The sequence below is a fragment of the Sphingomonas sp. UYAg733 genome (assembly GCF_054057355.1).
The window spans coordinates 433016-456546 of record NZ_JBSRZE010000001.1; the positions used below are offsets into that span (position 1 = coordinate 433016).

The following is a 23531-nucleotide window of genomic DNA, read 5'->3' on the forward strand; positions in this document are numbered from 1 at the left end:
TGGCGCTGCCGTCGAACATTTGCTGCCCCATCGACGCGACAGGCAGTTAACTGCTTGCGGGGTCGGTTTGCGCCTCGGCAAGCCTGTCCCCTAGCCGCTCGCGGACAGCCCGGCGCAAGCGGATCTTTCCCAGATCGTCGAGGATCGAGTCGGGAAGCGGCTCGGCCGCATCGAGGATCGCGCGCGCCGGATGGTTCGGCTCCAGGAGATCTAGGACTCCGCGGGCTGAGTCGGGGTCTCTCGATGCGAGGGTCACCGCGCCAATCAACAACAGCGCCCGCCGTTTGTTTGAACTGGCGACGCGTTCGAGAATTCGAACGGCTTCCGCCACTGGCGCATGAGTAGCAAGCAGGACGGTCGCCGGGACTGCCAGGACCGCAGGCAGCTGAAGGAGCGACTGTGCGGTGACCTGCGAGACGATTTCGGACTCAACGAAATCGGCATCGGCAAGCGCGTCGAGCGCATCCAGGCGGATCCATCGGGACTCGGGAATGTGGACCAGCGCCCAAATCCTCGCGCGTATTTCCGGACCGCAAGAATGCGAGGCCAGAATAAGCGCGTACTGGCCGAGCCCGCGGTCTGGGGTGCGGTCCGCTAGCGCAAGGAGCTGAAGGCCGACATGGTCGGTCAGGCTCTTGTATTGGGCGAGCGCCTCAACCGCCTCGCACGCGATCGGGTAGGATTCCGGCTCGTTGTAAAATGCCTCCGCGCTCGACCAGGTATCAGAGGTGAGGCCGAGCAGCACGCGCTGGTGTTCGGAATGAGGCCGATCCTTGAGGATTGAGACCAGCGCCCGGCGCACGCGGCTTCCCGGGTCGTTCGCCAACTCGAGGACGTCGGTCGGCAGCGGATCCGCCATGGTCGGCGCGAGCGCGAGCAGCGCGACGCGACGGGCTTCCGCGCGTTTGTGATGCAGAGCGAGCTTTAAAAGCGTGTGGTCGCCGATCGCTCTCGCCGCTTCGGTGGCCTTGCGCGCCGAATCGTTCTCGTCAGCCTCGGCCAACCACTTGCCAATGGCGACAGCGGCATTTCCGCCACTCGCAATGATGACGGGGACAATCGCCTCGAGCGTATCGGCGGGCAATGAGCCGATTGTCGTCTCAAGATAGGCAAGAGCGGCCGGCCCAACGCCTTTCGCCTTCCGGCTCTTGAACGCCAAGGCGCCTATGATTTCCGCGAGTTCGGACGGCAAGGTTTTGCCGATCCTCTGCAAGGCGGAGGCGCGGCCCTTCGATCGCAATCTTCCTCGCACCGACCAAACATCGACAAGCAGCTTCAGTTGGTTCGCCGGCTTCAACGCGAGCGCATCGATTGCTTCGATTAGGGTCGTGGGCGACGCGAAGAGACCGCAGGTCGCGAGCTCCTCGCGCAATCCGGTGTCGGACGCACTTGCCAACAGGCGTGACAGGAGTTGCGGCGCGAGGATGGCACGCCAATTTTCCCGGGCGGCCCACCACGCCTGTTGCTCGAAAGGCCCTCCCTGGGTGAGCCGCAATACGGCTTCGAGCTCCGCGTCCTCCGGCGATTTTGCGGACACCGCTATCGCGCGTGCCCATGGCTCGACCAGCTCATCGATGCGTGGATGGTTTGCGATTTTCTGCCATCGGCCCTCGCCGCGCAGTTGCCCCACATAGGCATCGACAAACACGCCTGAAGTATAGCCGTCGCCCTCATGACTGGACTGGTGACCCTCCTCGACGGCATAGTCGCGTTCACCATCCTTTATCGCCCGCCATTCCTCGGCGCCTTCCTGTGCGGCATGGCGTCGCAGTTCCGCGAGATCGTCGAGCGCGGCTTCTAGCACGGGTTCGAAGGCGGTCGGGTCCCGCACGGCGCCCGTCGCGACGGTATCGGCATTGGACTCGAACCCGTTGCCGACCATCGTTCGTGCCGCATCAACATAAGCTGCCGTCAGGTTTGGTGCGATACGGTCGAGCTTGGTCGGGAAGCCGCGCCCATAGCTTCCGCGATCCCACGGAAGCTCCTCGCGAACGAAGCGGGCGGCGACCTTTGCCGTTTGGGGATCGCGCCCAATTCGGTCGTACCATTCGTTTGTGAAATCGGGCGGTGCCCAGTTCTTGAGAAACACAGAGGCGCCGCGCTGCACGCCGAGGAGTAGCCAGCGTGCGACCTCGCTTGGGGCTGACGCCTCGGATCCTACGTCCGACGCCAGCTCGAGCAGTGGCGGAAAGTCCGATTTGGCGTCCAACAGACCTTCGTCCAACCACGCGTCAATGGCGGTATGGTTGTTGCGATCGACATCAAACGGAGGATCGAGGCCCTCGATCTGCTTGCTCAATGCCTTGGTGACTTGAAGGGCACGGGCCGCGGTCTCTGCGCCCCAGTCACGATAGGCCCCACTCAGCTGTACAAGCGCGGAAATCAGCATCTCGATCGCAGCTTCGCTTCGCGGCCAATCCGATTTGACGAACGTCTCAAAGCCTTCGCGGACGCTCGGATGGGCAAAGGCCACAGTCCGGGCCGGCTGTCGTAGATGGCGGGTGGCGACCAAGCGATCGACCACCTTCTCGAGATCGTCGCAAAGCGCTGGCGAAAGCCGGCGCAGCACGCGCTGGAGCGCAGTTAGCTGGGCGCGGTCGAATTGCGAGCGCACAGCGAGCAATGCCCAAACAACTGCGGCCAGGCCGGAGGAGTCGATCTTCTCCAAATACCTGCACACGACGTCCTGCACGGCGCCACGATGTGCCGCGGTGAGCAGCCGGCGATAGAATTCGTGATCTTTTTCGCCGTCCTCAGGACCGATCTGCATCTGCTTGAAATAGAGGTCGATCTCTAGCGGCGTCTCAAACGCTTCCAACGCCTCGCGACGAAAGGCGAACGCTTTTGCCTGCAAGTCAGGCGGGAGTTGGTCCATTCGGTTGTCGTGGATCGTCATCAGCGGGCCATCACTGTAATGGTCGCCATCCAGCTCGATCGACCAGTGATCGAGCCCGTGGCCAACATCCGCGCTGCGCATCATGTCGCTACGGGATGTGATCACATATTGATGATCCGGGCCCGCTCTTTCCAATAGCCGTGGTAGTTGTTCGGTCCACGCCTCCGAGCCGCCCCGCAGGCTATACTGGCCCCAGGGGTCCTCGACATAAAATAAGGTCGGCCCGGTATCGATGATCTTCCGGGTACCGGCCGGAGCGTCGTCGGGGCCGACCGTCACGATGTCGAGCGAACCGTCGCGTTCACGGGCAATCTCGCATAGCTTGAGCGCAGTCTGTGTTTTGCCGGTTCCCGACGGTCCGCGAATGACGATCGCGCCGCGGTCATTTAGCAGCTTGATCATCTGATCGAAATTTGCGGGCGGCACGAATAGCTCGAGGCTGGCGGAACTCGCGAGGAAGCCGCCATGTTTGCGTACCGTGGCAAGCAGGTCCTCACGAGTCCACACGCCCGGCGTCGAGCCGCGCATACGGCGCTTGGCCTCTGCGCGGAGTTCGACAAGCAGGTCCCGCTGCCGGGTTTTCGGGACGTGGAGCAAGTCCGACATCATCTCCCGCAGATCGGACGCGAGTTGTTTTTCCGTAAGGCTCCCCCAGATCGCCACCCGGCCGGCGGGTTTCTTCTTCAGGGTGGAGTTTAATGTTTTTGGGAATTTGTCTTTGTCCGCAGGCTCCTCGAAACTCCCTACCAGCAGATCTCGCGCCACGCCCTTTGCGTCCGCACTTGTCACCAGAAGGTAACGCGTGTCCGGATCGTCGAGATGATGAAGAGCTGGGCGGCGTACCTTGCCGTGCTTCAGCAGGACCCGGAAATCCTCGATCGACCAGGGCTCGCCGCCGCGCAGCTTGACCTGGATCACCAGCTTGTATCCGCCCGCCACCGTCGCGCTCGGCTGGACCCGTCCTGGCGTCGCGGGGGCAAGGTCCGCTTCGAGGTCCTCCTCGTTCGCCGGCTCGAGCACGAGCCGGCTCGCGGCTTTGGTGATCAGCAGCAGCCGCAACGCCGCAAGGATCGAGACGTCGAGTTGATAATCATAGCCGGCCTGGGCGGCGGCCGCGCCTTTCAACGGTCGCTTCGCGGCATCGATTGGAGGATCATCGGAGTGCGGATCGTGCGGGGCGGACTGTTCCACGACCGGACTATTCTATCGGCGCCGCAAGTCTGGGCGGCTCCTTATAGGCTTCGAGCTGCCATGGCCCCTGATAGTTCGCTACTATGCCATCGCTGGGCGCGGCCATTCCGGCGATTAACGCGATCTGACCGAGACAGCGGCTCAAATGCCCTCGCAACATTTCGAGCCCATCGAAATAGCCCTGGCGCGCATCTGCGGGTCGATGAAAATCACCGAAGCGCGGATGAGGTGGTGCATCGTCCTCACGGCGCAGCAATTCCTCGAACGTCATGAACTGCCGGATGCCAGCTGCCATTACGTCCAGAAGCAGGAAGAGCGGTCCGTCCTGGAGATCGGCAAGTTCGACCTCCTTGTCGACGATAAGCTGCCGAATCTCCTTGAGAGAGATGAGGGCTTTTTCGATGCAATCGTCGCAGCATTCCCAAGCCGACAGCACACGACGGTCGCGTAGTCGCAAAACGATTTCGCGAGCAACTTGGCGTTCGCGGTCTTTCGGGCGGACGGCGATGCTCACAAACGGCAGGTTCAACGTGACATCGCCAATCCGCCCGGTGACCTGCCGACGGGCTCGGCCGAGCAGGTCGGTGAGATCAAATTTGAACGGGATAGCGCCACTTCTCATGTCTTGGAGATAGCCGGGTTACGCCTCGTCGGGTAGCGTGATCGATGCGGCGAGCGCCGCGCCGATCGGGCCCGACCGGCGTTCAAGGAAGTAGCGGACACGATCATCATTGCTGTCGTCGAACTGCTGTCCAACCTTGCAAGTGAGCAGCAGATCCGCAGCCCAGGTCTCCAACGGCCAGTCGCGCGCCGCGCATGCGGAGCGGAGCAAGGCAAAGCTGGGTGATTGCCCCTCGGGGAGGCCGGCCAAAGCGCCATGGACGTCGTCGGCATCCATGACTCGACCGCCGACCGGGGCGTCGGTAACGCGGATTCGCTGTTGAAGAGGATAGCTGACAGAACAGGGGACGACGGGCGGATTATAAAGAAGGTAGAATACTGCCTTTCCGAACTCCCGGTTCAAATTATCGATCAAGCCGACCTGACGATCGCCGGCCTGAATTGCACCATATGTGCAAGTGTCATCGAAACTAAACGTCCGGTGGAGCGAGGCTGCGGCCTGGTGCCCTTCGCGACGGATGAAGGCGTTCATGCCGTGTAGGAAGCCGATCTCATCCTCGTCATCGACATCCTGATTTGTCGGGAACAGACGCTTGGATTGGAGAAGGCCGATCTTCTTGGCGACAAGGACGTCACGCCGATAGACGAAAACCAAAATGGCGATGTCGGCCGTTTCCCAGCGGAGGCGTTGCGGAAAATCCCAGTCCAAGTGCGGGGCTCCCAACCTGCGCAGGCCGCCGATGTTATGCGTATCCATGCGGACGATCGCGCCTGACGGTAGAAGCGTTGGCGCGCTGTCTGGGATCAGCGCTTCGATAAGACCGTCGTCGAGGGATGTTTCCCGAATATTTGGCAGATTAATGAGGCGCTCGCAGACGCTTCGGTTCGCCTGGGCGAACACGCTGCGGAACCACGTCACGACATCTTCTGGTATTGTTGGCCAAGGATCCAATACCGTGCCCTCCCGATCTGACAGGGTAACGCTGAGTTCGAGTCGGACCAACCCCAATCCCTGGCTATCTGCACAGCCACGGCTTGACCTTGATTCCATCAGACGGCCGACTCGCCCTGACGGCATTGTGATAACGGAATCGCCGGCTCTTTGCTGAACTGGCTCAAGCCCAACTCACCCTTATCTAACCCCGCGCCGCCGGTCCTACGACGCCTTCGCAATGCTGTTGTAACCGGCTGAAATTCGCATTCTTTACCTGTCTCCGACGCCGCGATGGCGCGGTCCGAACCAACGGAGACAGCCCAAAGTGACCCAGCCTTCGGCCATCGTTCACGCACGCGGCACCGCGATGCTGCGGAGTGCCCTGGGCCCTGCAATCGCTGGCTGGCTCGATGAGCCCCAAGTCGCCGAGATCATGCTCAATGCCGACGGCCGGCTCTGGGTCGACCGCCTCGATAAGGGCATGGCCGCGACTGAGGAGCGCCTGTCGCCGACGCAGGCAGAACGTATCATCCGCCTTGTCGCCCATCATGTCGGCGCCGAAGTGCATCGCGGCTCTCCCCGGGTGTCAGCGGAACTTCCCGAAGGTGGCGAGCGGTTCGAGGGGCTGTTGCCGCCGGTGGTGATGGAGCCGGTCTTCTCGATTCGGCGGCCAGCGAGCCTGCCTCTTGCGCTGTCCGACTATGTCGCCGCCGGAACGATGACCGCCACGGCGGCGGCCTATCTGGCTCAGGCGGTGCAGACGCGCGCCAACATCCTCGTCGCGGGCGGCACATCGACCGGCAAGACCACGCTCACCAATGCGCTGTTGGCTGTCGCCTCGGGCGGGCATGACCGCATCATCCTGATCGAGGACACGCGCGAGCTACGATGCGATGCCGCCAATGTCGTGGCGCTCAGGACTGCCCCCGGCGTCACCATGACCGACCTCGTGCGCTCCAGCCTTCGTCTGCGCCCCGACCGCATTCCGATCGGCGAGGTGCGCGGCCCCGAGGCGCTCGACCTCTTGAAAGCCTGGGGCACAGGCCATCCGGGCGGGATCGGCACGATCCACGCCGGCACCGCGACCGCCGCATTGCACCGGCTCGAGCAGCTGATCCTTGAGGCCATCGCCCATGTCCCGCGCGCTCTGATCGCGGAGACGATCGACGTGATCGCAGTGCTGACCGGCCGTGGCACCGAGCGCCGCCTTTTCGAACTCGTCCGCGTCGAAGGGCTCGAGCCCGACGGCAGCTACCGCCTTCTCACGATCCACAAACCCCAAGGAGCCGCATCATGACCAGACTGAAGACTATCCATCGCGCCAGCCTTGCTGCTGCCGCGATGCTCTACGCCATGCCCGCCTGGGCCGGCGGTACGGGCATGCCCTGGGAGACGCCGCTCCAATCCATCGTGGATTCGGTGCAGGGTCCGGTCGCCAAGGTGATCGGCGTGATCATCATCGTGATCACCGGTCTGACGCTCGCGTTCGGCGACACGTCGGGGGGTTTTCGCAAGCTGATCCAGATCGTGTTCGGCCTATCGGTGGCGTTCGCCGCCTCGTCCTTCTTCCTGAGCTTCTTCAGCTTCGGCGGCGGGGCGCTCGTCTGATGCAGGAAGACCTGCCCGGATTTGCGGCGCCGGTGCATCGCGCCCTCGCCGAGCCGATCCTGCTCGCGGGAGCCCCCCGCGCGCTCGCGATCGTCAACGGCACGCTCGCCGCTGCGATGGGGATCGGCCTGCGGCTCTGGATCGCCGGTCTGGTGATGGCGGTGGTGGGCCACGGCCTCGCCGTGTTCGCCGCGCGCCGCGATCCGCAGATCCTGCCCGTCGCTCGCCGACACATGGCCCTTCCCACTCTTTTCGAAAGCTGACCCCATGATGTTCCTGCGCGAACATGCCCGCCGCGCGTCGCGGCTCTCGGATTTCCTGCCTTGGGCGGCGATGATTGCACCCGGCATTATCCTCAACAAGGATGGCAGCTTCCTGCGCATTGCGCGGTTCCGCGGCCCCGACCTCGACAGCGCGACGCAGGCCGAGCTGATGGCGACCTCGGCGCGGCTCAATAGCGCGCTCAAGCGGCTCGGCACCGGCTGGGCGATCTATGTCGAAGCGCAGCGAAAACCATCGCCCGGCTATCCGCTGTCAGACGGATTCGCCGACCCGGTGTCGGCGCTGATCGATGAGGAACGGCGCGACCTGTTCGAGGGCGGCGATATCACCCAACCCAATTTCACCAGCGCCTACTATCTGACGTTGCAATGGCTGCCTCCGGCCGACGATACCTCGAAGGCGGCTTCGCTCCTCTATGAGGGCGGCGCGCAGGACGTGGCTACGGCCGCGGATCAGCTCAACGATTTCGAGCGCGATACCGGCCGGGTCCTCGACATGATCGAGGGGGTGATGCCCGAGACGGCGTGGCTCTCGCCTGCCGAGACGCTGACCTATCTCCATTCGACGATCTCGACCCATGATCAACGCATCGGCGTGCCCGAGACGCCGATGCATCTCGACGCGTTGCTAGCGGACGAACTGCTGGTTGGCGGGCTGGCACCGCAACTCGGCGACAAGCATCTGCGCTGCCTCTCGATCACCGGTTTTCCGGCCTCGACGGTGCCGGGGATGCTCGACGAGCTGAACCGGCTCGGCTTCGCCTATCGCTGGACGACGCGAGCGATCTGCCTCGACAAGGTGTCGGCGCAGCGGATGCTGACCCGCATCCGTCGGCTCTGGTTCTCCAAGCGCAAGAGCCTGGCCGCGATCATCAAGGAAGTGCTGACCAACGAAGCGAGCGTGCTGGTCGACAGTGACGCCGCCAACAAGTCAGCCGAAGCCGACGCGGCGCTGCAGGATCTCGGCGCGGATATCGCGGGCTATGCCTATGTCACCACGACCATCACCGTGCTGGGCGATACGCCCCGGGACGCCGATTTCCGACTTCAGGCGATCGAGAAGATCGTCCGCGGCCGCGACTTCGCGTGCATCGCCGAGAGTCTGAACGCAATCGAAGCGTGGCTCGGCTCGCTGCCAGGCAACCCTTACGCCAACGTCCGTCAGCCGCCGATCTCAACGCTCAACCTCGCGCATATCATGCCGGTGTCGGCGGTGTGGGCCGGCCAAGAGCGCGACACGCATTTCAAGGCGCCGCCCCTGTTTCATGCCCGAACTCAGGGCGCCACCCCTTTTCGGCTTTCGCTCCATGTCGGGGATGTGGGCCATACTTTGGTTGTCGGCCCGACCGGCTCGGGCAAAAGCGTGCTGCTCGCCTTCATGGCGCTGCAGTTCCGCCGCTACGAGGCGGCGCAGATCTTCGCCTTCGATCATGGCGGCTCGATCCGGGCGGCGACGCTTGGCGTCGGCGGCGGGTGGCACGACCTCGGCGGCGCGCTTGGCGGCGATGCCGCGCCGGTACTGCTCCAGCCGCTCGCCCGGATCGACGAGCCGGACGAGCGGGCCTGGGCCGCCGACTGGCTCGCCGCGATCCTCGCGCGCGAAGAGTTTGCGATCACGCCCGAGGTGAAGGACCATCTGTGGACCGCGCTCGGCAGTCTCGCCGACGCGCCGATCGCGCAGCGCACACTGACGGGCCTCACCGTGCTGATCCAGGCATCGGGCCTCAAGCGCGCGCTCGCGCCCTATACGCTCTCCGGTCCCTATGGCCGGTTGCTCGACGCCGATGTCGAGTATTTCGGGGAAAGTGATGCTCAGGCCTTCGAGACCGAAGGGCTGATCGGCACACCGGCCGCGCCGGCGGTGCTCGCCTACCTGTTCCACCGTATTGGCCGCCGCCTGGATGGCCGGCCGACGCTGATCCTGATCGACGAGGGCTGGCTCGCGCTCGATGATCCGATGTTCGGTCGCCAGCTGAAGGAATGGCTGAAGACGTTGCGCAAAAAGAATGCGAGCGTCGTGTTCGCGACCCAGAGCCTCGCCGACATCGAAGGCTCGGCGATCGCGCCCGCCATCATCGAGAGCTGCCCGACCCGGCTGTTCCTCGCGAATGAGCGCGCGCTCGAGCCGCAGATCGCCGGCATCTATCGCCGGTTCGGGCTCAATGACCGCCAGATCGAGATTATCGCCTCGGCAACGCCCAAGCGCGATTATTATTGCCAGTCGGCGCTTGGCAACCGGGTGTTCGATCTGGGGTTGGGCCCGGTCGCACTCGCCTTCGCCGCGGCGTCGCAACGCAGCGACCTCACCGCGATCACCGCATTGATCGAACGGCACGGGGCTGACGGCTTTGCCGTCGCCTGGCTGCGCCACCGCGGGCTCGGCTGGGCCGCCGATCATCTCACCGCCGATGAACTCGTCCTCAAGGAGACTTTCGCATGACCCGCTCTCGTATGACCAAATTCGCTGTCGGCGCCGCCGCGCTGGTGCTCGTGTTCAGCGCTCCAGCCGACGCCCAGTTCGGCGGGATCGTCTATGATCCCAGCAATTATGCGCAAAACGTGCTGACCGCCGCCCGCACGCTTCAGCAGATCAACAACCAGATCACCCAGATCCAGAATCAGGCGCAGAGTCTGATCAATCAGGCGCGAAATCTGACCAACCTGCCGACCAGCATGTTGTCGAGCATCCAGCGGGACATTGATCGCACCCGCCAGCTCATCACGCAGGCGCAGCAGATCGCCTACAAGGTCGAGAATATCGATCAGGTGTTCAGCCAGCGTTATCCGTCGGGATCGCTCGCTGGAAGTTCATCGGGCGCCCTCGTCACGAACGCACAGTCGCGTTGGACCGACGCTCTTGCCTCCTATCAGGACTCGCTGCGCACCGGCGCGACGGTAACGGGCAATATCGATGGCACGCGCGATCAGGCGTCAACGTTGGTGACCGCCAGCCAGGGCGCGACGGGCGCGCTGCAGGCGGCGCAAGCCGGCAACCAGCTGGTGGCGCTGCAGACGCGTCAGCTCGCCGACCTGACCGCCATGGTCGCGGCGCAATCGCGTGCGGCGGCGATCCAGGCTGCGCGTGCTGCCGCAGACGAGGCGCAGGGTCGCGAACAGACCCGCCGGTTCCTGGCGCCTGGCGCGGGTTATGTGCCGCAGAGCGTGACGCTGTTCCGTGACTGAGGAACCGACACGCGCGGCGCGCGGCCGCTTCGCCGGATTTGGCTGGCGGTCGATTGCAATGGCCGCAGGTGCAGCAACGGTCGGGGCGCTCGCCCTGGTCACGATAACCGATACGGCGCCGCCAGTTGCGCATTATGCGGTCGGCGAGACCCCTGATGCATCGGCGCCGGTCACCACCGATCCGCTCCTTGCCGAACTGGCGCGGTGCCGCACGCTTCCGGCAAATCGTGACGATGCGCGGTGCCAGGCGGCGTGGGACGTGAACCGTCGCCGTTTCATGGGCGAGAGCCGTAGCTTCGTGGCGCCCGTCGAGCCGACAGCGATCGAACCGGCGCCTTTGCCGGCGCCCGCGATCGCGAATGTCGCCGTCCCGTCCCTTCAATCACGGGAGCACTGAGCCATGGAAGGCACAGGTGTCATCGATGGGTTCCTCGATGTCTTCGCGCGCTACATCGATTCGGGCTTTGGCCTGATCCGTGGCGAAGTCGGATTTCTCGCGAGTTCGCTGATCGTCATCGATGTGACGCTCGCCTTCCTGTTCTGGACGTGGGGTGAAGGCGAAGACATCGTCGCGCGCCTCGTCAGGAAAATTCTTCAGGTCGGCTTCTTCGCGTTCCTGATGACGAACTGGAACGGCCTCGCCAAGATCATCTATCTGAGTTTTTCGGGGATCGGCCTCAAGGCAGCCGGGTCGGGCAATGCGGAAGATCTGCTCCATCCCGGCAAGATCGCGCAGATCGGCATCGATGCCGGCCAGCCGCTGCTCGACCAGGCATCGCTGCTGGTCGGGCCGGTCGGCATCTTCACCAACTTCGTCCAGATCGCTGTGCTCCTGCTCGCGTGGGCGATCGTGCTGCTCGCCTTCTTCATCATCGCGATCCAGCTGTTCGTGACGCTGATCGAGTTCAAGCTGACGACACTTGCCGGTTTCGTGCTGGTGCCGTTCGGGCTGTTCGGTCGCACCGCGTTCCTCGCCGAGCGCGTGCTGGGCAACGTGATGGCATCGGGTATCAAGGTGCTGGTGCTCGCCGTCATCATCGGCATCGGCTCGACCATCTTCCGCGATTTCGTGATCGATTTCGGCGGCGCGCAGCCGACGATCGAACAGGTCGTGAGCCTCGCGCTGGCGGCGCTCACGCTGCTCGGCCTTGCGATCTTCGGGCCTGGAATCGCCTCCGGCCTGATTTCAGGCGGCCCCCAGCTTGGTGCCGGCGCCGCGGTCGCAACCGGCGCGGTGGTCGGTGGGATCGGCGCCGCCGCGACGATGGGCGTCGCGGGCGCCGCCGGCCTTGCCAACAGCGCAGGGTCCGCTGCTGCCTCCACCCTCTCCCGATCCGCCGGCTCGCCCCCGTCTGGTGGATCCTCGTCGGGGCCTGCCGCTCCCCCGGCGCCGACGGGCGGCGCTCCGACGGTTCCCCCGCCGTCCGGAGCGCCGGGGGGCGGCGCTAGTTCGGGCAGCGGCGAGAGCGGTACCGGCCCGTCCGCACCCGGCGGGTCGTCTGGGGCGACCACCGAGGGAGCTGCAGGCTCCGCTGAGGCTGGGCCGGAAAGTAGCGGCGAACGGACAGCGATATCCTCGCCCGCGGCAGCGCCTGCCGAGGTGCCTGCACCGGCCTGGGCGAAGCAGCTGCGCCGCCGCCAAGCCATGGTCCAAGGCGCAACCCTCGCCGCCCACACACTTCGCTCAGCCGACCACCATGGCGGGTCGGCGCACATCTCGCTGGAGGATCGCTCATGAACCCGTTTCGTCGTCCCTCGTCGCGGTTCGGCCGCGAGCCCGTCCCCGAAACCCCGTACCAGCGTGCCGGCCAGGCATGGGACGAGCGCATCGGCTCGGCGCGGGTCCAAGCGCGGAGCTGGCGGTTGATGGCCTTTGGGGCAACCGCGCTGCTGTCGCTATCGGTCGCCGACAATCTGCGCTTGAGATTCGGCTCCCATATCGTTCCCTATGTGGTCGAAGTCGATCGGCTGGGCGCTGCGCGCGCAGTGGCGCCGGTGTCGAGCGATTATCGGCCGACCGATCCGCAGATCGCTTGGCACCTCGCGCGGTTCATCGAGAATATCCGCTCGAGACCGGCCGACCCGATCGTCCTGCGGCAAAACCTGGGCGCGGCCTATGATTTCACGACCGAGCAGGGCGCGGGCGTCCTCAACGACTATGCGCGCGGCAACGATCCGTTCGCCGATCTCGCCGACAAGCAGGTATCGATCGACGTGAAGAATGTCGTGCGTGCGTCTGCCGACAGCTTCCGCATCGCCTGGGATGAGCGCCGCTACGATCATGGCCAACTCGCGGCGACCACCCATTGGACCGGCGTACTCACGATCGTCGTCCGCACGCCCACCGACGCGGCGACGCTCAGCCGCAACCCGCTCGGACTCTACGTCCACGCCATCAACTGGTCCCAGGATCTCGGAGAATGACCATGCGCACCCTGCTACTTGCCACGCCCCTCTTGCTCTTGGCTGCACCGACCATCGCGCAATCCACGCCGCCATCGGCGCGCCCGGTCGCGGCGGCGACCGATGCGGCGCGGATCAGCGCGCGCCCCGCCGGCTGGCAGGGCGCGACACAGCTGTTCGTCTACGCACCGGGCGGCCTTTATCAGGTCTATGCCGCGGTTGGTCAGGTCACTGACATTGTGCTGCAGGAGGGCGAGACACTCTCCGACACCGGCGCGGTAGCAGCCGGCGACACGGTGCGATGGGTGATCGGCGAGGCAGCAAGCGGGACCGGCACCGCTCGCCGAACGCACATATTGGTCAAGCCAACCGATCCCGGTCTGAGGACCAATCTCGTCATCAATACTGACAAGCGCACCTATCATGTCGAGCTGCTTTCGACGCCGGCAACCTATATGGCGAGTGTCGGCTGGTCCTATCCGCAGGATGAACTTATCGCGGTTCGCGCGCGGATCGAGGCGGCGACGGCCGTCGCCAGCACCCAGGTCCAGACCGGGATCGATCCTGCGAGACTGGACTTCGCGTACCGGCTGACCGGCGCAAATCCGCCATGGAAACCGGTGCAGGTGTTCGACGATGGTGCGAAAATCTATCTGCTGTTTCCGAGCACGATCGCGCAGAGCGAGTTGCCGCCGCTCTTCATGATCGGGGAGAAGAACAAGGCCGAGCTCGTCAATTACCGCGTGTCCGGGCGCTACATAGTGGTCGATCGGCTGTTCTCGATCGCAGAACTCCGGCTCGGGACCAGGAAGCAGCAAATCGTCCGGATCGAACGGACACGTGCTCGGGAGCAGCGGTCGTGACTGAACCCGAGGAATTCGAGCGCGGTCCCGCCGAGAGGCGGGAGCCGATTGCGACCCGTGCTGCGGCTCCGACGCCGCGGCGCCTGTCGCGCAAAGCTCTGGCGACGCTCGCCGGTGTAAGCGCATTCGGCGTGGCAGCGGCGTTGGGCTACAGCCTGACCACGAGCCACCGCACCCAGGCGCCGCAGGAAACCGTCTCCGTCGAACGCCGCAACACCGACGCGCTCGCCGATGCGCCGAAGGATTATGGCGATCTCGCGCGGACTGCCTCTGCCGGGATCGGGACCCCACCGACAACGCCGGAGCCGACCACGCCGGCTGCGCTGAACGGTGCGACACCATCATCGCCGACCCCAAACGGTGAGGCAGCCTCCGACCAGCAACGACGTCGCCAGGCGCGCGACAGCGCGCGGGCGAGCAAGCTGTTTGCCGCCAGCGGCGAAGGGGCACGTTCCACCCCGACCAACACCGAGTCCCCGCCTTCCTCTCCGGGCCAACCGCAGGCTGGTGTGGCGGCTCAGGTTGCCAACGGCGATGCCCATGATCGCAAGGCGGCGTTCATCGCCGGCGGGACAAGGGAGCCGACCGTGAATAGCGGGAGGCTGACGGCGCCGGCGGGGCGCTATGTCGTGTCGGCCGGCTCGACGATCGCGGCGGCGCTGATCACCGGGCTGTCCTCCGACCTTCCCGGCCAGGTCGTGGCGCAAGTGACCGAAGACGTGTTCGACACGGGGACCGGCCAGACACGGCTGATCCCGCAAGGCGCCCGGCTGATCGGCGTCTATGACGCGCGGGTCAGCTATGGCCAATCCCGCGCGCTGGTCGTGTGGACGCGGCTGATCTTTTCCGATGGTCGCTCCCTCGATCTTGAGCGGATGGTGGGCACCGATGCCGCGGGTCAGTCCGGACTCACGGACCGGGTCGATAATCACACCGGCAAGCTGCTGATGGCGGGGCTGCTATCGACCTTGTTCGGGGTCGGCGCCAATGCCGCGACCACCGGGGGCGGCGACAATAGCGATATCGCGTTCGCCATTCGCGAGAGCGCCGGCCGATCGGTTGAAAGCGCGGGGGACAAGATCGTCAGCCGCCAGCTCGACGTTCAACCCACGATCACCGTGCGGCCAGGCGCGCGGGTGAGAGTGTTGATCAGCCGCGATTTGGTGTTGACGGCGTGGAGCGAAAACTGAGGGGCAGCAGAGCGGTCAGGCTGACGCGGGCCGCGAATCTGGAGCAATCATGTGCAATGCTTCGATAGCGTGATCGAGATAGTTCGCGACCATCTCCTCTTCGGGCCTATCGAGCAGCCCACGTGCGAGCTCGATAAGCCGCTCGGCTTCGCTGCGGCGTGGATCGGAGGTGAATGGCGGTTTCGTCATGTCAATTCCGTAGCGGTGATAGCGCGCTAGTTGTTTGATCCCACGGTTTGATGGTGCGATCCTTTCGTTAGAATGGAAGGATGCCATATGGGACAGGTACGTCACGGGAGCGCCACGACCACGCACGCCGTCAGAGCGGCAATACAGCGATCGCAAGCTTCGCTCTCGGCGCTGAGCCGGGAGCTGGGGATCAATCCCAAGACGGTGGCGAAGTGGCGTAAGCGGGCGACGGTCGAGGATTTGAAGACGGGACTGTCAGGATTTCCGTGTGTGTGCGGGCGGTTGAACATTACGCCGCCATGGCCTTGATGAAGCGCTCGCCGAAGATGACGGCGAACTGTGCCTTTGCCATGGACCACTCACGCGGCGGCATTTTCCACTCTTTTTCGGATCGGTTCAAGATCAGATAGAGCAGCTTGGTGGCGGCGTCGTCGCTGGGGAAGTGCCCCCTGGCCCTGACGGCGCGCCTGAGCTTGGAGTTCAGCGCCTCGATCGCGTTCGTCGTATAGACGATCCTGCGGACCTCATCGGGGAAGGCGAAGAACGGGATGACCTCGCTCCATGCGCGTCGCCAGCTCTGGCCGATAGCGGGATAGCGCTGACCCCAAGGGCCGGCCTCGAACGCGGTCAGCGCCTTTTCGGCGGCGTCAGCATCTGTGGCGCGGTAGACCTGCTTGAGCGCGGTCGCCAGGCCCTTGCGGTCCTTCCAGGACACAAAGTCCATCGAGTTACGCAGCAGATGGACAATGCAGGTCTGGACGATCGTCTCGGGGAACACCGCGGTGATCGCCTCGGGGAAGCCTTTGAGGCCGTCCACGACGGCGAGAAGGATGTCTTCGACGCCGCGGTTCCTGAGCTCGTTCATCACCCGCAGCCAGAACTTGGCGCCTTCGTTCTGCTCGAGCCACAGGCCGAGCACCTCCTTGCCGCCATCCGCGCGGACGCCCAGCGCGATGTGGATGGCCTTGTTGCGGACCATCCCTTCGTCGCGGATCTTCACCCGGAGCGCGTCGAAGAACACCAGCGGATAGCACGCGTCGAGCGGCCGCTGCTGCCAGGTGGCTACCTCGTCGAGCACCGCATCGGTCACCGTGCTGATCAAGTCGGGCGAGACATCGATGCCGTACAGATCATGCAGATGCCCGGTGATCTCCCGGGTGCTCATCCCGCGAGCGTACATCGATATGATCTTGTCATCGAACCCGGGAAAGCGGCGCTGATACTTGGCGATCAGCTGCGGATCGAAGGTCGCCTGACGGTCGCGCGGCACGTCGATCGCCAACTTGCCCGTCTCGGTCATCACGCTCTTCCGGCCGTAGCCGTTCCGCATGTTGCCAGCGCCGTCATCTCCGGCCAGGTGGTGATCCATCTCCGCGTTCAAGGCACGTTCGGTCAGCGCCTTCTTCAGAGAATCGAGCAAGCCACCCTGCTCAAATGCTGCGCTGGCGGCTCCTCCTGCCAGCAACTGGTCGAGAAGCTCGTTCGGTATCGCGGGCTCTTTGCGTCGGGACATATCGGATCTCCTTTTTACCCATTATGCCCGCACACACACGGAAATCCTGACAGTCCCTTTGAAGACCGGGCCGAAGGCCCCTCACTCAACGACTTTGACCAAAGCCGAAGAGGCGGCGGTCGTCGCATTCCGGCGCCACACATTACTGCCGCTCGACGATTGCCTCTATGCGTTGCAGCCGTCGATCCCGCATCTGACACGGTCAGCGCTCCACCGCTGCCTGCAGCGGCACGGCATATCCCGTCTACCGGACATTGAGGGCGACAAGCCAAAGCGACAGCGCTTCAAGCGCTACCCGATCGGCTTCTTTCACATAGATATCGCCGAGGTGCAGACTGCCGAAGGCAAGCTTTACCTGTTCGTAGGCATCGACCGCACCAGCAAGTTCGCGGTCACCCAGCTGATCGACAAGGCTGACAGGCGAACGGCCTGGGAGTTCCTCGAACACCTGCTCAAAGCCGTACCCTACCGCATCCACACGATCTTGACCGATAACGGCATCCAGTTCGCCGAGCAGCCGCGTAACCGGAACACCGCCTGGTCGCGCCAGATGCGCTTCGACATGATCTGCGAGGCGAATGACATTGAGCACCGGCTCACCAAGCCGAACCATCCCTGGACCAACGGTCAGGTCGAGCGGATGAACCGCACCATCAAGGAAGCGACCGTCAAGCGCTTCCACTACGAGAACCACAACCAGTTACGGGTACACCTCGCCGACTTCATGGCAGCCTACAACTTTGCCCGTCGGCTCAAGACGCTCAGTGGCCTCACGCCTTACGAATACATCGCCAAAGTATGGACGTCAGAGCCGGATAGGTTCATCCTCGATCCGATCCACCAGATGCCGGGACTAAACACCTAGTCCATACCGAATAGGCACGATCGTTCCTAGAACGATCGTGCCTACGCTGTGATCTAGTGTCGGATGGACCTCAAGGTAGTTCTATCGACCAATCTCAGGCGCATACGCAACGATACAGGGCGCACGCAGGAGGAAATGGCACATGTGCTCGGCATCAGCTTGCGCTATCTTGGATCCATCGAGCGCAACAAGGTGTCCCCGAGCGTAACGCTGCTTGGAAAATTTGCGGCAGCGCTTGGGATGAGCGCCTGCGATCTGATTACGCCGGCGATAGTCAGTCGCGGAAGGTCATAGGGGTTGGCGGCTGGACGGAAGCTGCGTGCTTTCGCACGCACGTGAGCAAACGGTGACGCAGCGGATTCCGGTCTTCCTTCGGCCAGACAGCATCGATTCCCACGAAGGCATTGTCTTCGGCGAGGCGCCGGAACGCGATACCGTCGCGTGGCGCCGATGCCGATGCCAGGGTAATCGCCACACCGAGGCCAAGTCGGACCATTTCGATAAGCGCGCTGCGCGATACGTCGTGAAGTTCGCAATCGAGCGGCTGGTCTCCTGCTCGGGCTGTAACTGCGCGATAGGCCGACAGATCTCCCTGATGAGAACGCAATATGATCGAAACCGACGACAGATCCGCCCAACGAAGATTTTCATTTGCAGCGAGCGGGTGATCGTCCCGCATCCCGACGACCAGCGGTTCTTCCCAAAGCCGCTCCTGCACGACCATTGCACCCGTCAGTTCGGGGAGCAGTGCTGTGAAAGTGATATCCAGTATTCGCTCGTTGAGTTGTCGGTGTAGTTCGCTGGGCGATGCCTCCACGAAGCGAAGTTGCACATCGGGGGACGTCTGGTGGAATTCCGCGATTCCGGCACTGAGGGGGCTCGAATCGAGTCCCGGATAGAAGCCGACGGCCAAAGAACCCTTCATGCTCTGAGCGGTCGCAAGAGCACGGCCGATCTGGCGATCGACGGTGAAAAGGAGCAATTTCACGGTCGGCAGGACGGCCCGTCCAATGGGCGTCAACGCGACCGGAGCGCCACGGCGCCGTTCGAAGAGGTCGCCACCGTACAGCTCTTCGAGTTTGGCGATGGTCTGACTGACGGCGGGCTGGCTTACCCCCAGTTCGCGGGCTGCTGCGGCAAAGCTTCGCGTTTCGGCCACTTTGAGGAAGGTTTCGAGCTGATAGAAATCGGGGCGGGAGGCACTGTGCCGGCGCGCTGCGCGGCGAGCGCGGGCACCGCGCTCGCCAGAGGCATCGGGGTGCGATGTCGGCACGTCATGGTCCATCGATCGGCGAACGCCCGGCCGCGCCACAATCAGTGGCGAAGCTTGTTGCTTTGCTTGCGAATGAGCCAGCCATGGCTAGGCGATGTTCTCTGCATTGCTGGTGAGTATTGAGCCGCGCTGTTTGGGCAGGCCCATAGAGACCAGAATTGGGTTGTGGTCCTGAATAGCTTGGAGATCGGCTTTCTTCTCCAAGCCGCGCCATCCGGCGGATATCAAAGATTGGATGACTGCCCCACCGAGCGTTGTGCCGGGCCCGGCGATGATGAACAGGTCCGGAGCAAATTCGCGCGCGGCGACGGTGATCGCGCGAGTGAAGTCATAGCTGTCGGTGACCTGCGTTCCGAGCGTGTAGGCATAAAGGGCATCGACATCGCTTGCGCCCGGCCACCAGATCGCGCCGCGCCCGTCGACCAGCGGAAGCGTCGGGCTGTCGAACAGGTCGACTGGAAGCAGCTCCCGGCCGTTAGCAGCGACCGGCGCCATCAGCGGAGTGTGAAAAGCGGCGTGATTGCCAAGCCGCATCGGAAAGCGCGGCTGGATCGGCTCGACCGCCTGCTCGAACGCCGACAGCCCGGCCTCGTTGCCAGCCAGCACCAGCATGCCACCCAAATCGATCGACAAGAATAGCGCATGGTCCACCCGAGCCGCGATGTTTTGCACGATCGCCAGCAGCTCGGCGCGTCGTGCGGGCCGCGGGCGCCAATCGTCATCGACGACCGGGTAAATGAGTTGGCCGCCGATCAGCGAGCGCTGCATCAGTGTTCCCATGGTATTGGAAACCTGGAAGCCGTTGTCGGGCGACAGCGCACCGGCACAGGCGAGCGCGGAGTACCAGCCCATCGAATTACCCGTGACCGCTACGATCTCGATCTTATCTTGGTCGAGCGACAGGAAATCGCCGAGCGTCGCCGCGAAGATCAGGCCTGAGGCGTTATCACCGCGCGTATGCGTGGCCATCGAGAAACGCTCGGCGGTATCGAGTTCGGACAACGTCGGCTGACCCGCGGCGCGGCGCTGATCGTCGAGACGGCCGAGCAGGCCTGCGTCCGGGAAATACTGGCGCAGGTAACCGAGCTCAGTCTTGTTGTAGGTGCCCCTGCCCGGGCAGACGAATACCGCCTTCATCATCGGCCTTTCACCAGGTTCCGCGCTGCGTGCACAATGTCGTCGGATGACGGCATTGTCGCGCCATAGGCAGGCCCCGTCGCAATGAAGCTGTCTTCAGCTGTCAGCCGTGCGTGGGGCATCTGCGTCCGTTCGGTCAGCAGCGCCATTAATGCCTCGGCGATGCCGCCGGTGCGGCGGGTCTCGTCGACGATCAGCACGTTGCTCGCACCGTCGAGCGCCTCGACAACCTTTTCTTCGGGCAGCGGTGAGAGCCAGCGAATGTCGATGACCCGCGCATCGATCCCTTCCGCGCCGAGCCGCTTTTGCGCCTGGCGGCTGAGATAGGTGCCGTTGCCGAAGGTCAGGATCGCGATGTCCTTGCCATCGCCATGGCAGCCGACCTGCCCGAAGGGGATACGCTCGGACGGGTCGGGATAATGCTGGAGCCAGCCGCCATCGCCCTGCTCATGCAAGTCGCGCATCGGATAGAGCGCAATCGGCTCGAGAAAGACGACGAGCCGCTGTTCCTCTCGCGCCAGGCGGACGCATTCGCGCAGCATCTTGGCGGCATCCGCGCCATTGGAGGGGCAAGCGAGGATCAGCCCGGGGATGTCGCGCAGCACCGCGACCGAATTGTCGTTGTGGAAATGGCCGCCAAAGCCTTTCTGGTAGCCGAGCCCGGCGATCCGCAGCACCATCGGATTGGTATATTGGCCGTTGGAAAAGAAGGGCAGCGTCGCGGCCTCACCGCGCAATTGGTCCTCGGCATTGTGGAGATACGCGAGGAACTGAATTTCCGGGATCGGCAGAAAGCCGTTGTGCGCCATGCCGATCCCGAGCCCGAGAATCGATTGCTCGTCGAGCAACGTATCGATCACGCGTGTACGACCGAAGCGGGCGCTGAGCTTTTGCGTGACGCCGTAGACGCCACCTTTGCGGCCGACGTCTTCGCCCATCAGCACGACCTCGCCATAGGCGAGCATCAGATCGGTGAGCGCCCAATTAATCAGCCGCGACATGATCTGCGGGTTGGCCATTGTTTTGAGGTCGCCGCCGAACGCTGCCGCGCGGGCTTCGGACGAAGGACCGTTGACCAACTGGCAAGGCCTTGCTGGCGGGATCAGTTGCGCCATCACCTCGGCAGCGGTCGATAGGCGCGGCCGCTTGACAGCTTCGGTGGCAATGCGGTCGACGCGTGCATCGGTCTCCTCGTAGATCGCCAGGGCTTCGTCGGGCGTGAGTGCGCCCGCCTGATCCATTAGCCGTACTGCGTGCAGCAGCGGGTCATGCGCCTCTTCAGCCTCGAGTTCCTCGCGCGGCATGTAGGTCGTTGGCACATCCGCGCCTGCATGGCCGTAGAAGCGGACGGTGCGGATGTGGAGGAAAGCGGGCTTGCGACGCAACCGGACATACTCCGCTGCCTCGCGGGCGACCCGATAGGCATCGTAAAAGTCTAATCCGTCGCAGGCGAAGTATCGCAGTCCTGGACGATGCGAGAAGGTCGCAGCGATCCACCCCTTTGGGGTCTTCGTCGAGATGCCGATGCCATTGTCTTCGCAAACGAACAGCAAGGGCAGCGGAACCGACTGATAGGAGGTCCATTGCGCGGTGTTGAACGCGCCCTGCGCGGTCGAATGATTGGCCGAAGCGTCGCCAAACGAGCAGACGATGATCGCATCGTCGTTCAGAAATTTGTGTTCGGGCGGCTGGCGGCGTGCCAGGCCGATCGAATAAGCGGCGCCGACCGCCTTGGGCAGATGGCTGGCGATCGTCGACGTCTGCGGCGGGATGAAGAGCGCCTTCGAACCCAACACCTTGTGGCGGCCGCCCGAGATCGGATCCTCGGTCGAGCAGGCGAAGGACAAGAGCATGTCCCAAGCGATCGACTGGCCCGGCACCTGGCTCGCGCGCTGGATCTGAAAGGCCGCGTCGCGGTAATGGAGGAAGGCCATGTCGGTTGGGCGCAAGGCGGCAGCGACGGCGGCCATGCCTTCGTGGCCCGAAGAACCGATGGTGTAATAGCCTTGGCCAGCCGCCTGCATCGTGCGGCTGACGCGGTCGAGCGACCGTGACAGGCAGGCCGACCGATAGATGGTGACCGCCTCCGGTGCCGTCAGCGGCCCGGCCGGCGCCCGCCCGGCGGGCAAATCGCTGCTCGCGACGCGCCGCAGGAAGTTCTCGTGAACGATCTGAACCCGATCCATGGCGACCTCAGAAAGCAGCGATGCCGGTGATGGCACGACCTAGGATGAGGGCGTGGACGTCGTGCGCGCCCTCGTAGGTGTTGACCGTCTCGAGGTTCATCATGTGGCGGATCACCTGATATTCCCCGGAGATGCCGTTGCCGCCGTGCATGTCTCGCGCGGCCCTTGCGATATCGAGCGCTTTGCCGACATTGTTGCGCTTAACGACCGAAACCATGTCGGGCGCGAAACGATGCTCGTCCATCAGCCGACCGACGCGCAAGGAGGCCTGCAGACCGAGCGCGATGTCGGTCATCATGTCCGCGAGCTTCTTCTGGTAGAGCTGGGTTGCCGCCAGTGGCCGACCAAATTGCTTGCGATCGAGGCCATATTGGCGTGCGGCGTGGAAGCAGAATTCGGCAGCGCCGAGCGCACCCCAGCTGATACCGTAGCGCGCCCGGTTCAGGCAGCCGAACGGTCCCTTCAACCCCTCGACATTGGGCAAGAGAGCGTCCTCAGATACCTCTACATCGTCGAGGTTGATCATTCCGGTGATCGAAGCGCGTAGCGAGAGCTTACCCTCGATCTTGGGCGCCGAGAGGCCCTTCAGTCCCTTGTCGAGCACGAAGCCGCGGATTGCGCCAGCGTGCGCATCGGACTTGGCCCAGACGATAAACACATCGGCGATCGGCGCGTTCGAGATCCAGGTCTTGTTGCCGTTGAGCCGGAAGCCACCGTCGATCTTTGCAGCGCGGGTTCGCATCCCGCCGGGGTCAGAGCCGGCATCGGGCTCGGTCAGTCCGAAACAGCCAATCCATTCGCCCCGGGCAAGCTTGGGAAGATAGCGGCTTTTCTGCTCTTCTGAACCGTAAGCGTGGATCGGATGCATGACGAGGCTGGACTGGACCGAAGCCATCGACCTGTAACCGCTGTCGACCCGCTCGATCTCGCGCGCGACCAGACCATAAGCGACATAGGAGGCGCCGGCGCCGCCGTAATTGTCGGGTATGGTGACGCCGAGCAAACCTTGCGCCCCCATCTCGCGGAAGATTTCTGGATCCGTGTACTCGTCGGCAAAAGCCTGGATCACGCGGGGCTGCAGACGATCCTGGGCGTAGGCCCGCGCAGAGTCCCGAATCATCCGCTCATCGTCGCTGAGTTGGTCGTCGAGCAGGAATGGATCGGCCCAATCGAAACTCATCGTACAAAGTCCTTCTGC

20 protein-coding genes and 2 pseudogenes are annotated in these 23531 nt (G+C 63.9%); 13 read left to right on the forward strand and 9 right to left on the reverse strand.

Going from position 1 to position 23531, the window contains the following annotated elements; all coding sequences use genetic code 11:
* Window positions 1-46 precede the first annotated feature (46 nt).
* From ACVWZA_RS02270 to ACVWZA_RS02280, 3 genes are read right to left on the reverse strand one after another with little or no spacing between them, the layout of a single operon-like run.
* On the reverse strand, window positions 47-4087 hold the full coding sequence (locus tag ACVWZA_RS02270) for an nSTAND3 domain-containing NTPase (protein ID WP_457309522.1): 4041 nt from the start codon (window positions 4085-4087) through the stop codon (window positions 47-49).
* A gap of 7 nt (window positions 4088-4094) precedes the next feature.
* Entirely contained in the window at window positions 4095-4709 is a 615-nt protein-coding gene (locus tag ACVWZA_RS02275; protein WP_457309523.1) for a hypothetical protein, read from the reverse strand.
* Between the two features lie 18 nt (window positions 4710-4727).
* Window positions 4728-5711, reverse strand: a complete 984-nt coding sequence (locus ACVWZA_RS02280) for a hypothetical protein (protein WP_457309524.1) — start codon at window positions 5709-5711, stop codon at window positions 4728-4730.
* Between the two features lie 298 nt (window positions 5712-6009).
* Here ACVWZA_RS02280 and trbB point away from each other — a divergent pair, with 298 nt between their 5' ends.
* From trbB to ACVWZA_RS02330, 10 genes are read left to right on the forward strand one after another with little or no spacing between them, the layout of a single operon-like run.
* Window positions 6010-6939, forward strand: a complete 930-nt coding sequence (trbB, locus tag ACVWZA_RS02285; protein WP_457310051.1) for a P-type conjugative transfer ATPase TrbB — start codon at window positions 6010-6012, stop codon at window positions 6937-6939.
* A complete protein-coding gene (locus ACVWZA_RS02290) occupies window positions 6936-7250 on the forward strand; it encodes a TrbC/VirB2 family protein (RefSeq protein WP_457309525.1) in 315 nt (104 codons plus the stop codon). Before trbB ends, ACVWZA_RS02290 begins: the two co-directional genes overlap by 4 nt.
* A complete protein-coding gene (locus ACVWZA_RS02295; protein WP_457309526.1) occupies window positions 7250-7513 on the forward strand; it encodes a VirB3 family type IV secretion system protein in 264 nt (87 codons plus the stop codon). The genes ACVWZA_RS02290 and ACVWZA_RS02295 overlap by 1 nt, the downstream gene beginning before the upstream one ends.
* Before the next feature lie 4 nt (window positions 7514-7517).
* The gene (gene trbE, locus ACVWZA_RS02300) at window positions 7518-9971 is read left to right on the forward strand and encodes a conjugal transfer protein TrbE (RefSeq protein WP_457309527.1); all 2454 of its coding nucleotides are present in this window, start codon (window positions 7518-7520) and stop codon (window positions 9969-9971) included.
* Window positions 9968-10714, forward strand: a complete 747-nt coding sequence (gene trbJ / locus ACVWZA_RS02305; RefSeq protein WP_457309528.1) for a P-type conjugative transfer protein TrbJ — start codon at window positions 9968-9970, stop codon at window positions 10712-10714. The genes trbE and trbJ overlap by 4 nt, the downstream gene beginning before the upstream one ends.
* Window positions 10707-11111, forward strand: a complete 405-nt coding sequence (gene trbK-alt, locus ACVWZA_RS02310; protein WP_457309529.1) for a putative entry exclusion protein TrbK-alt — start codon at window positions 10707-10709, stop codon at window positions 11109-11111. The genes trbJ and trbK-alt overlap by 8 nt, the downstream gene beginning before the upstream one ends.
* 3 nt (window positions 11112-11114) lie before the next feature.
* A complete protein-coding gene (gene trbL / locus ACVWZA_RS02315) occupies window positions 11115-12452 on the forward strand; it encodes a P-type conjugative transfer protein TrbL (protein WP_457309530.1) in 1338 nt (445 codons plus the stop codon).
* The gene (gene trbF, locus ACVWZA_RS02320) at window positions 12449-13138 is read left to right on the forward strand and encodes a conjugal transfer protein TrbF (RefSeq protein WP_457309531.1); all 690 of its coding nucleotides are present in this window, start codon (window positions 12449-12451) and stop codon (window positions 13136-13138) included. The genes trbL and trbF overlap by 4 nt, the downstream gene beginning before the upstream one ends.
* A complete protein-coding gene (trbG, locus tag ACVWZA_RS02325; protein WP_457309532.1) occupies window positions 13135-13980 on the forward strand; it encodes a P-type conjugative transfer protein TrbG in 846 nt (281 codons plus the stop codon). The genes trbF and trbG overlap by 4 nt, the downstream gene beginning before the upstream one ends.
* Window positions 13977-15170, forward strand: a complete 1194-nt coding sequence (locus ACVWZA_RS02330) for a TrbI/VirB10 family protein (RefSeq protein WP_457309533.1) — start codon at window positions 13977-13979, stop codon at window positions 15168-15170. Before trbG ends, ACVWZA_RS02330 begins: the two co-directional genes overlap by 4 nt.
* Window positions 15171-15185: 15 nt before the next feature.
* On the opposite strand, the gene ACVWZA_RS02335 is transcribed toward ACVWZA_RS02330, so the two are convergent.
* Window positions 15186-15359, reverse strand: a complete 174-nt coding sequence (locus ACVWZA_RS02335; RefSeq protein WP_457309534.1) for a hypothetical protein — start codon at window positions 15357-15359, stop codon at window positions 15186-15188.
* An 87-nt stretch (window positions 15360-15446) separates the two neighbouring features.
* On the opposite strand from ACVWZA_RS02335, the pseudogene ACVWZA_RS02340 reads away from it, so the two are divergent.
* Window positions 15447-15611 (forward strand): annotated as a pseudogene (locus ACVWZA_RS02340) (helix-turn-helix domain-containing protein); the annotation flags it as partial.
* 37 nt (window positions 15612-15648) lie between these two features.
* Here ACVWZA_RS02340 and ACVWZA_RS02345 read toward each other — a convergent pair.
* Window positions 15649-16872: an IS256 family transposase gene (locus ACVWZA_RS02345; RefSeq protein ID WP_457309535.1), complete on the reverse strand. Its 1224-nt coding sequence runs from the start codon at window positions 16870-16872 to the stop codon at window positions 15649-15651.
* Between the two features lie 58 nt (window positions 16873-16930).
* On the opposite strand from ACVWZA_RS02345, the pseudogene ACVWZA_RS02350 reads away from it, so the two are divergent.
* Both ACVWZA_RS02350 and ACVWZA_RS02355 read left to right on the forward strand, forming a co-directional pair.
* A pseudogene (locus ACVWZA_RS02350) lies at window positions 16931-17737 on the forward strand (IS481 family transposase); the annotation flags it as partial.
* 63 nt (window positions 17738-17800) lie between these two features.
* Entirely contained in the window at window positions 17801-18031 is a 231-nt protein-coding gene (locus tag ACVWZA_RS02355) for a helix-turn-helix transcriptional regulator (RefSeq protein WP_457309536.1), read from the forward strand.
* Here ACVWZA_RS02355 and ACVWZA_RS02360 read toward each other — a convergent pair.
* The 4 genes from ACVWZA_RS02360 to ACVWZA_RS02375 all read right to left on the reverse strand — a co-directional run bounded on the left by ACVWZA_RS02360 (window position 18012) and on the right by ACVWZA_RS02375 (window position 23513).
* Window positions 18012-19022, reverse strand: coding sequence for a LysR family transcriptional regulator (locus ACVWZA_RS02360; RefSeq protein ID WP_457309537.1), 1011 nt, complete (start codon window positions 19020-19022; stop codon window positions 18012-18014). The two genes, ACVWZA_RS02355 and ACVWZA_RS02360, sit on opposite strands and share 20 nt — an antisense overlap.
* Window positions 19023-19097: 75 nt before the next feature.
* Window positions 19098-20150, reverse strand: a complete 1053-nt coding sequence (locus ACVWZA_RS02365) for an ACP S-malonyltransferase (protein ID WP_457309538.1) — start codon at window positions 20148-20150, stop codon at window positions 19098-19100.
* A complete protein-coding gene (locus tag ACVWZA_RS02370; RefSeq protein ID WP_457309539.1) occupies window positions 20147-22333 on the reverse strand; it encodes a dehydrogenase E1 component subunit alpha/beta in 2187 nt (728 codons plus the stop codon). Before ACVWZA_RS02370 ends, ACVWZA_RS02365 begins: the two co-directional genes overlap by 4 nt.
* Before the next feature lie 7 nt (window positions 22334-22340).
* Window positions 22341-23513 (reverse strand): acyl-CoA dehydrogenase, encoded by a 1173-nt coding sequence (locus tag ACVWZA_RS02375; RefSeq protein ID WP_457309540.1) that lies wholly within the window; start codon window positions 23511-23513, stop codon window positions 22341-22343.
* Window positions 23514-23531 lie beyond the last annotated feature (18 nt).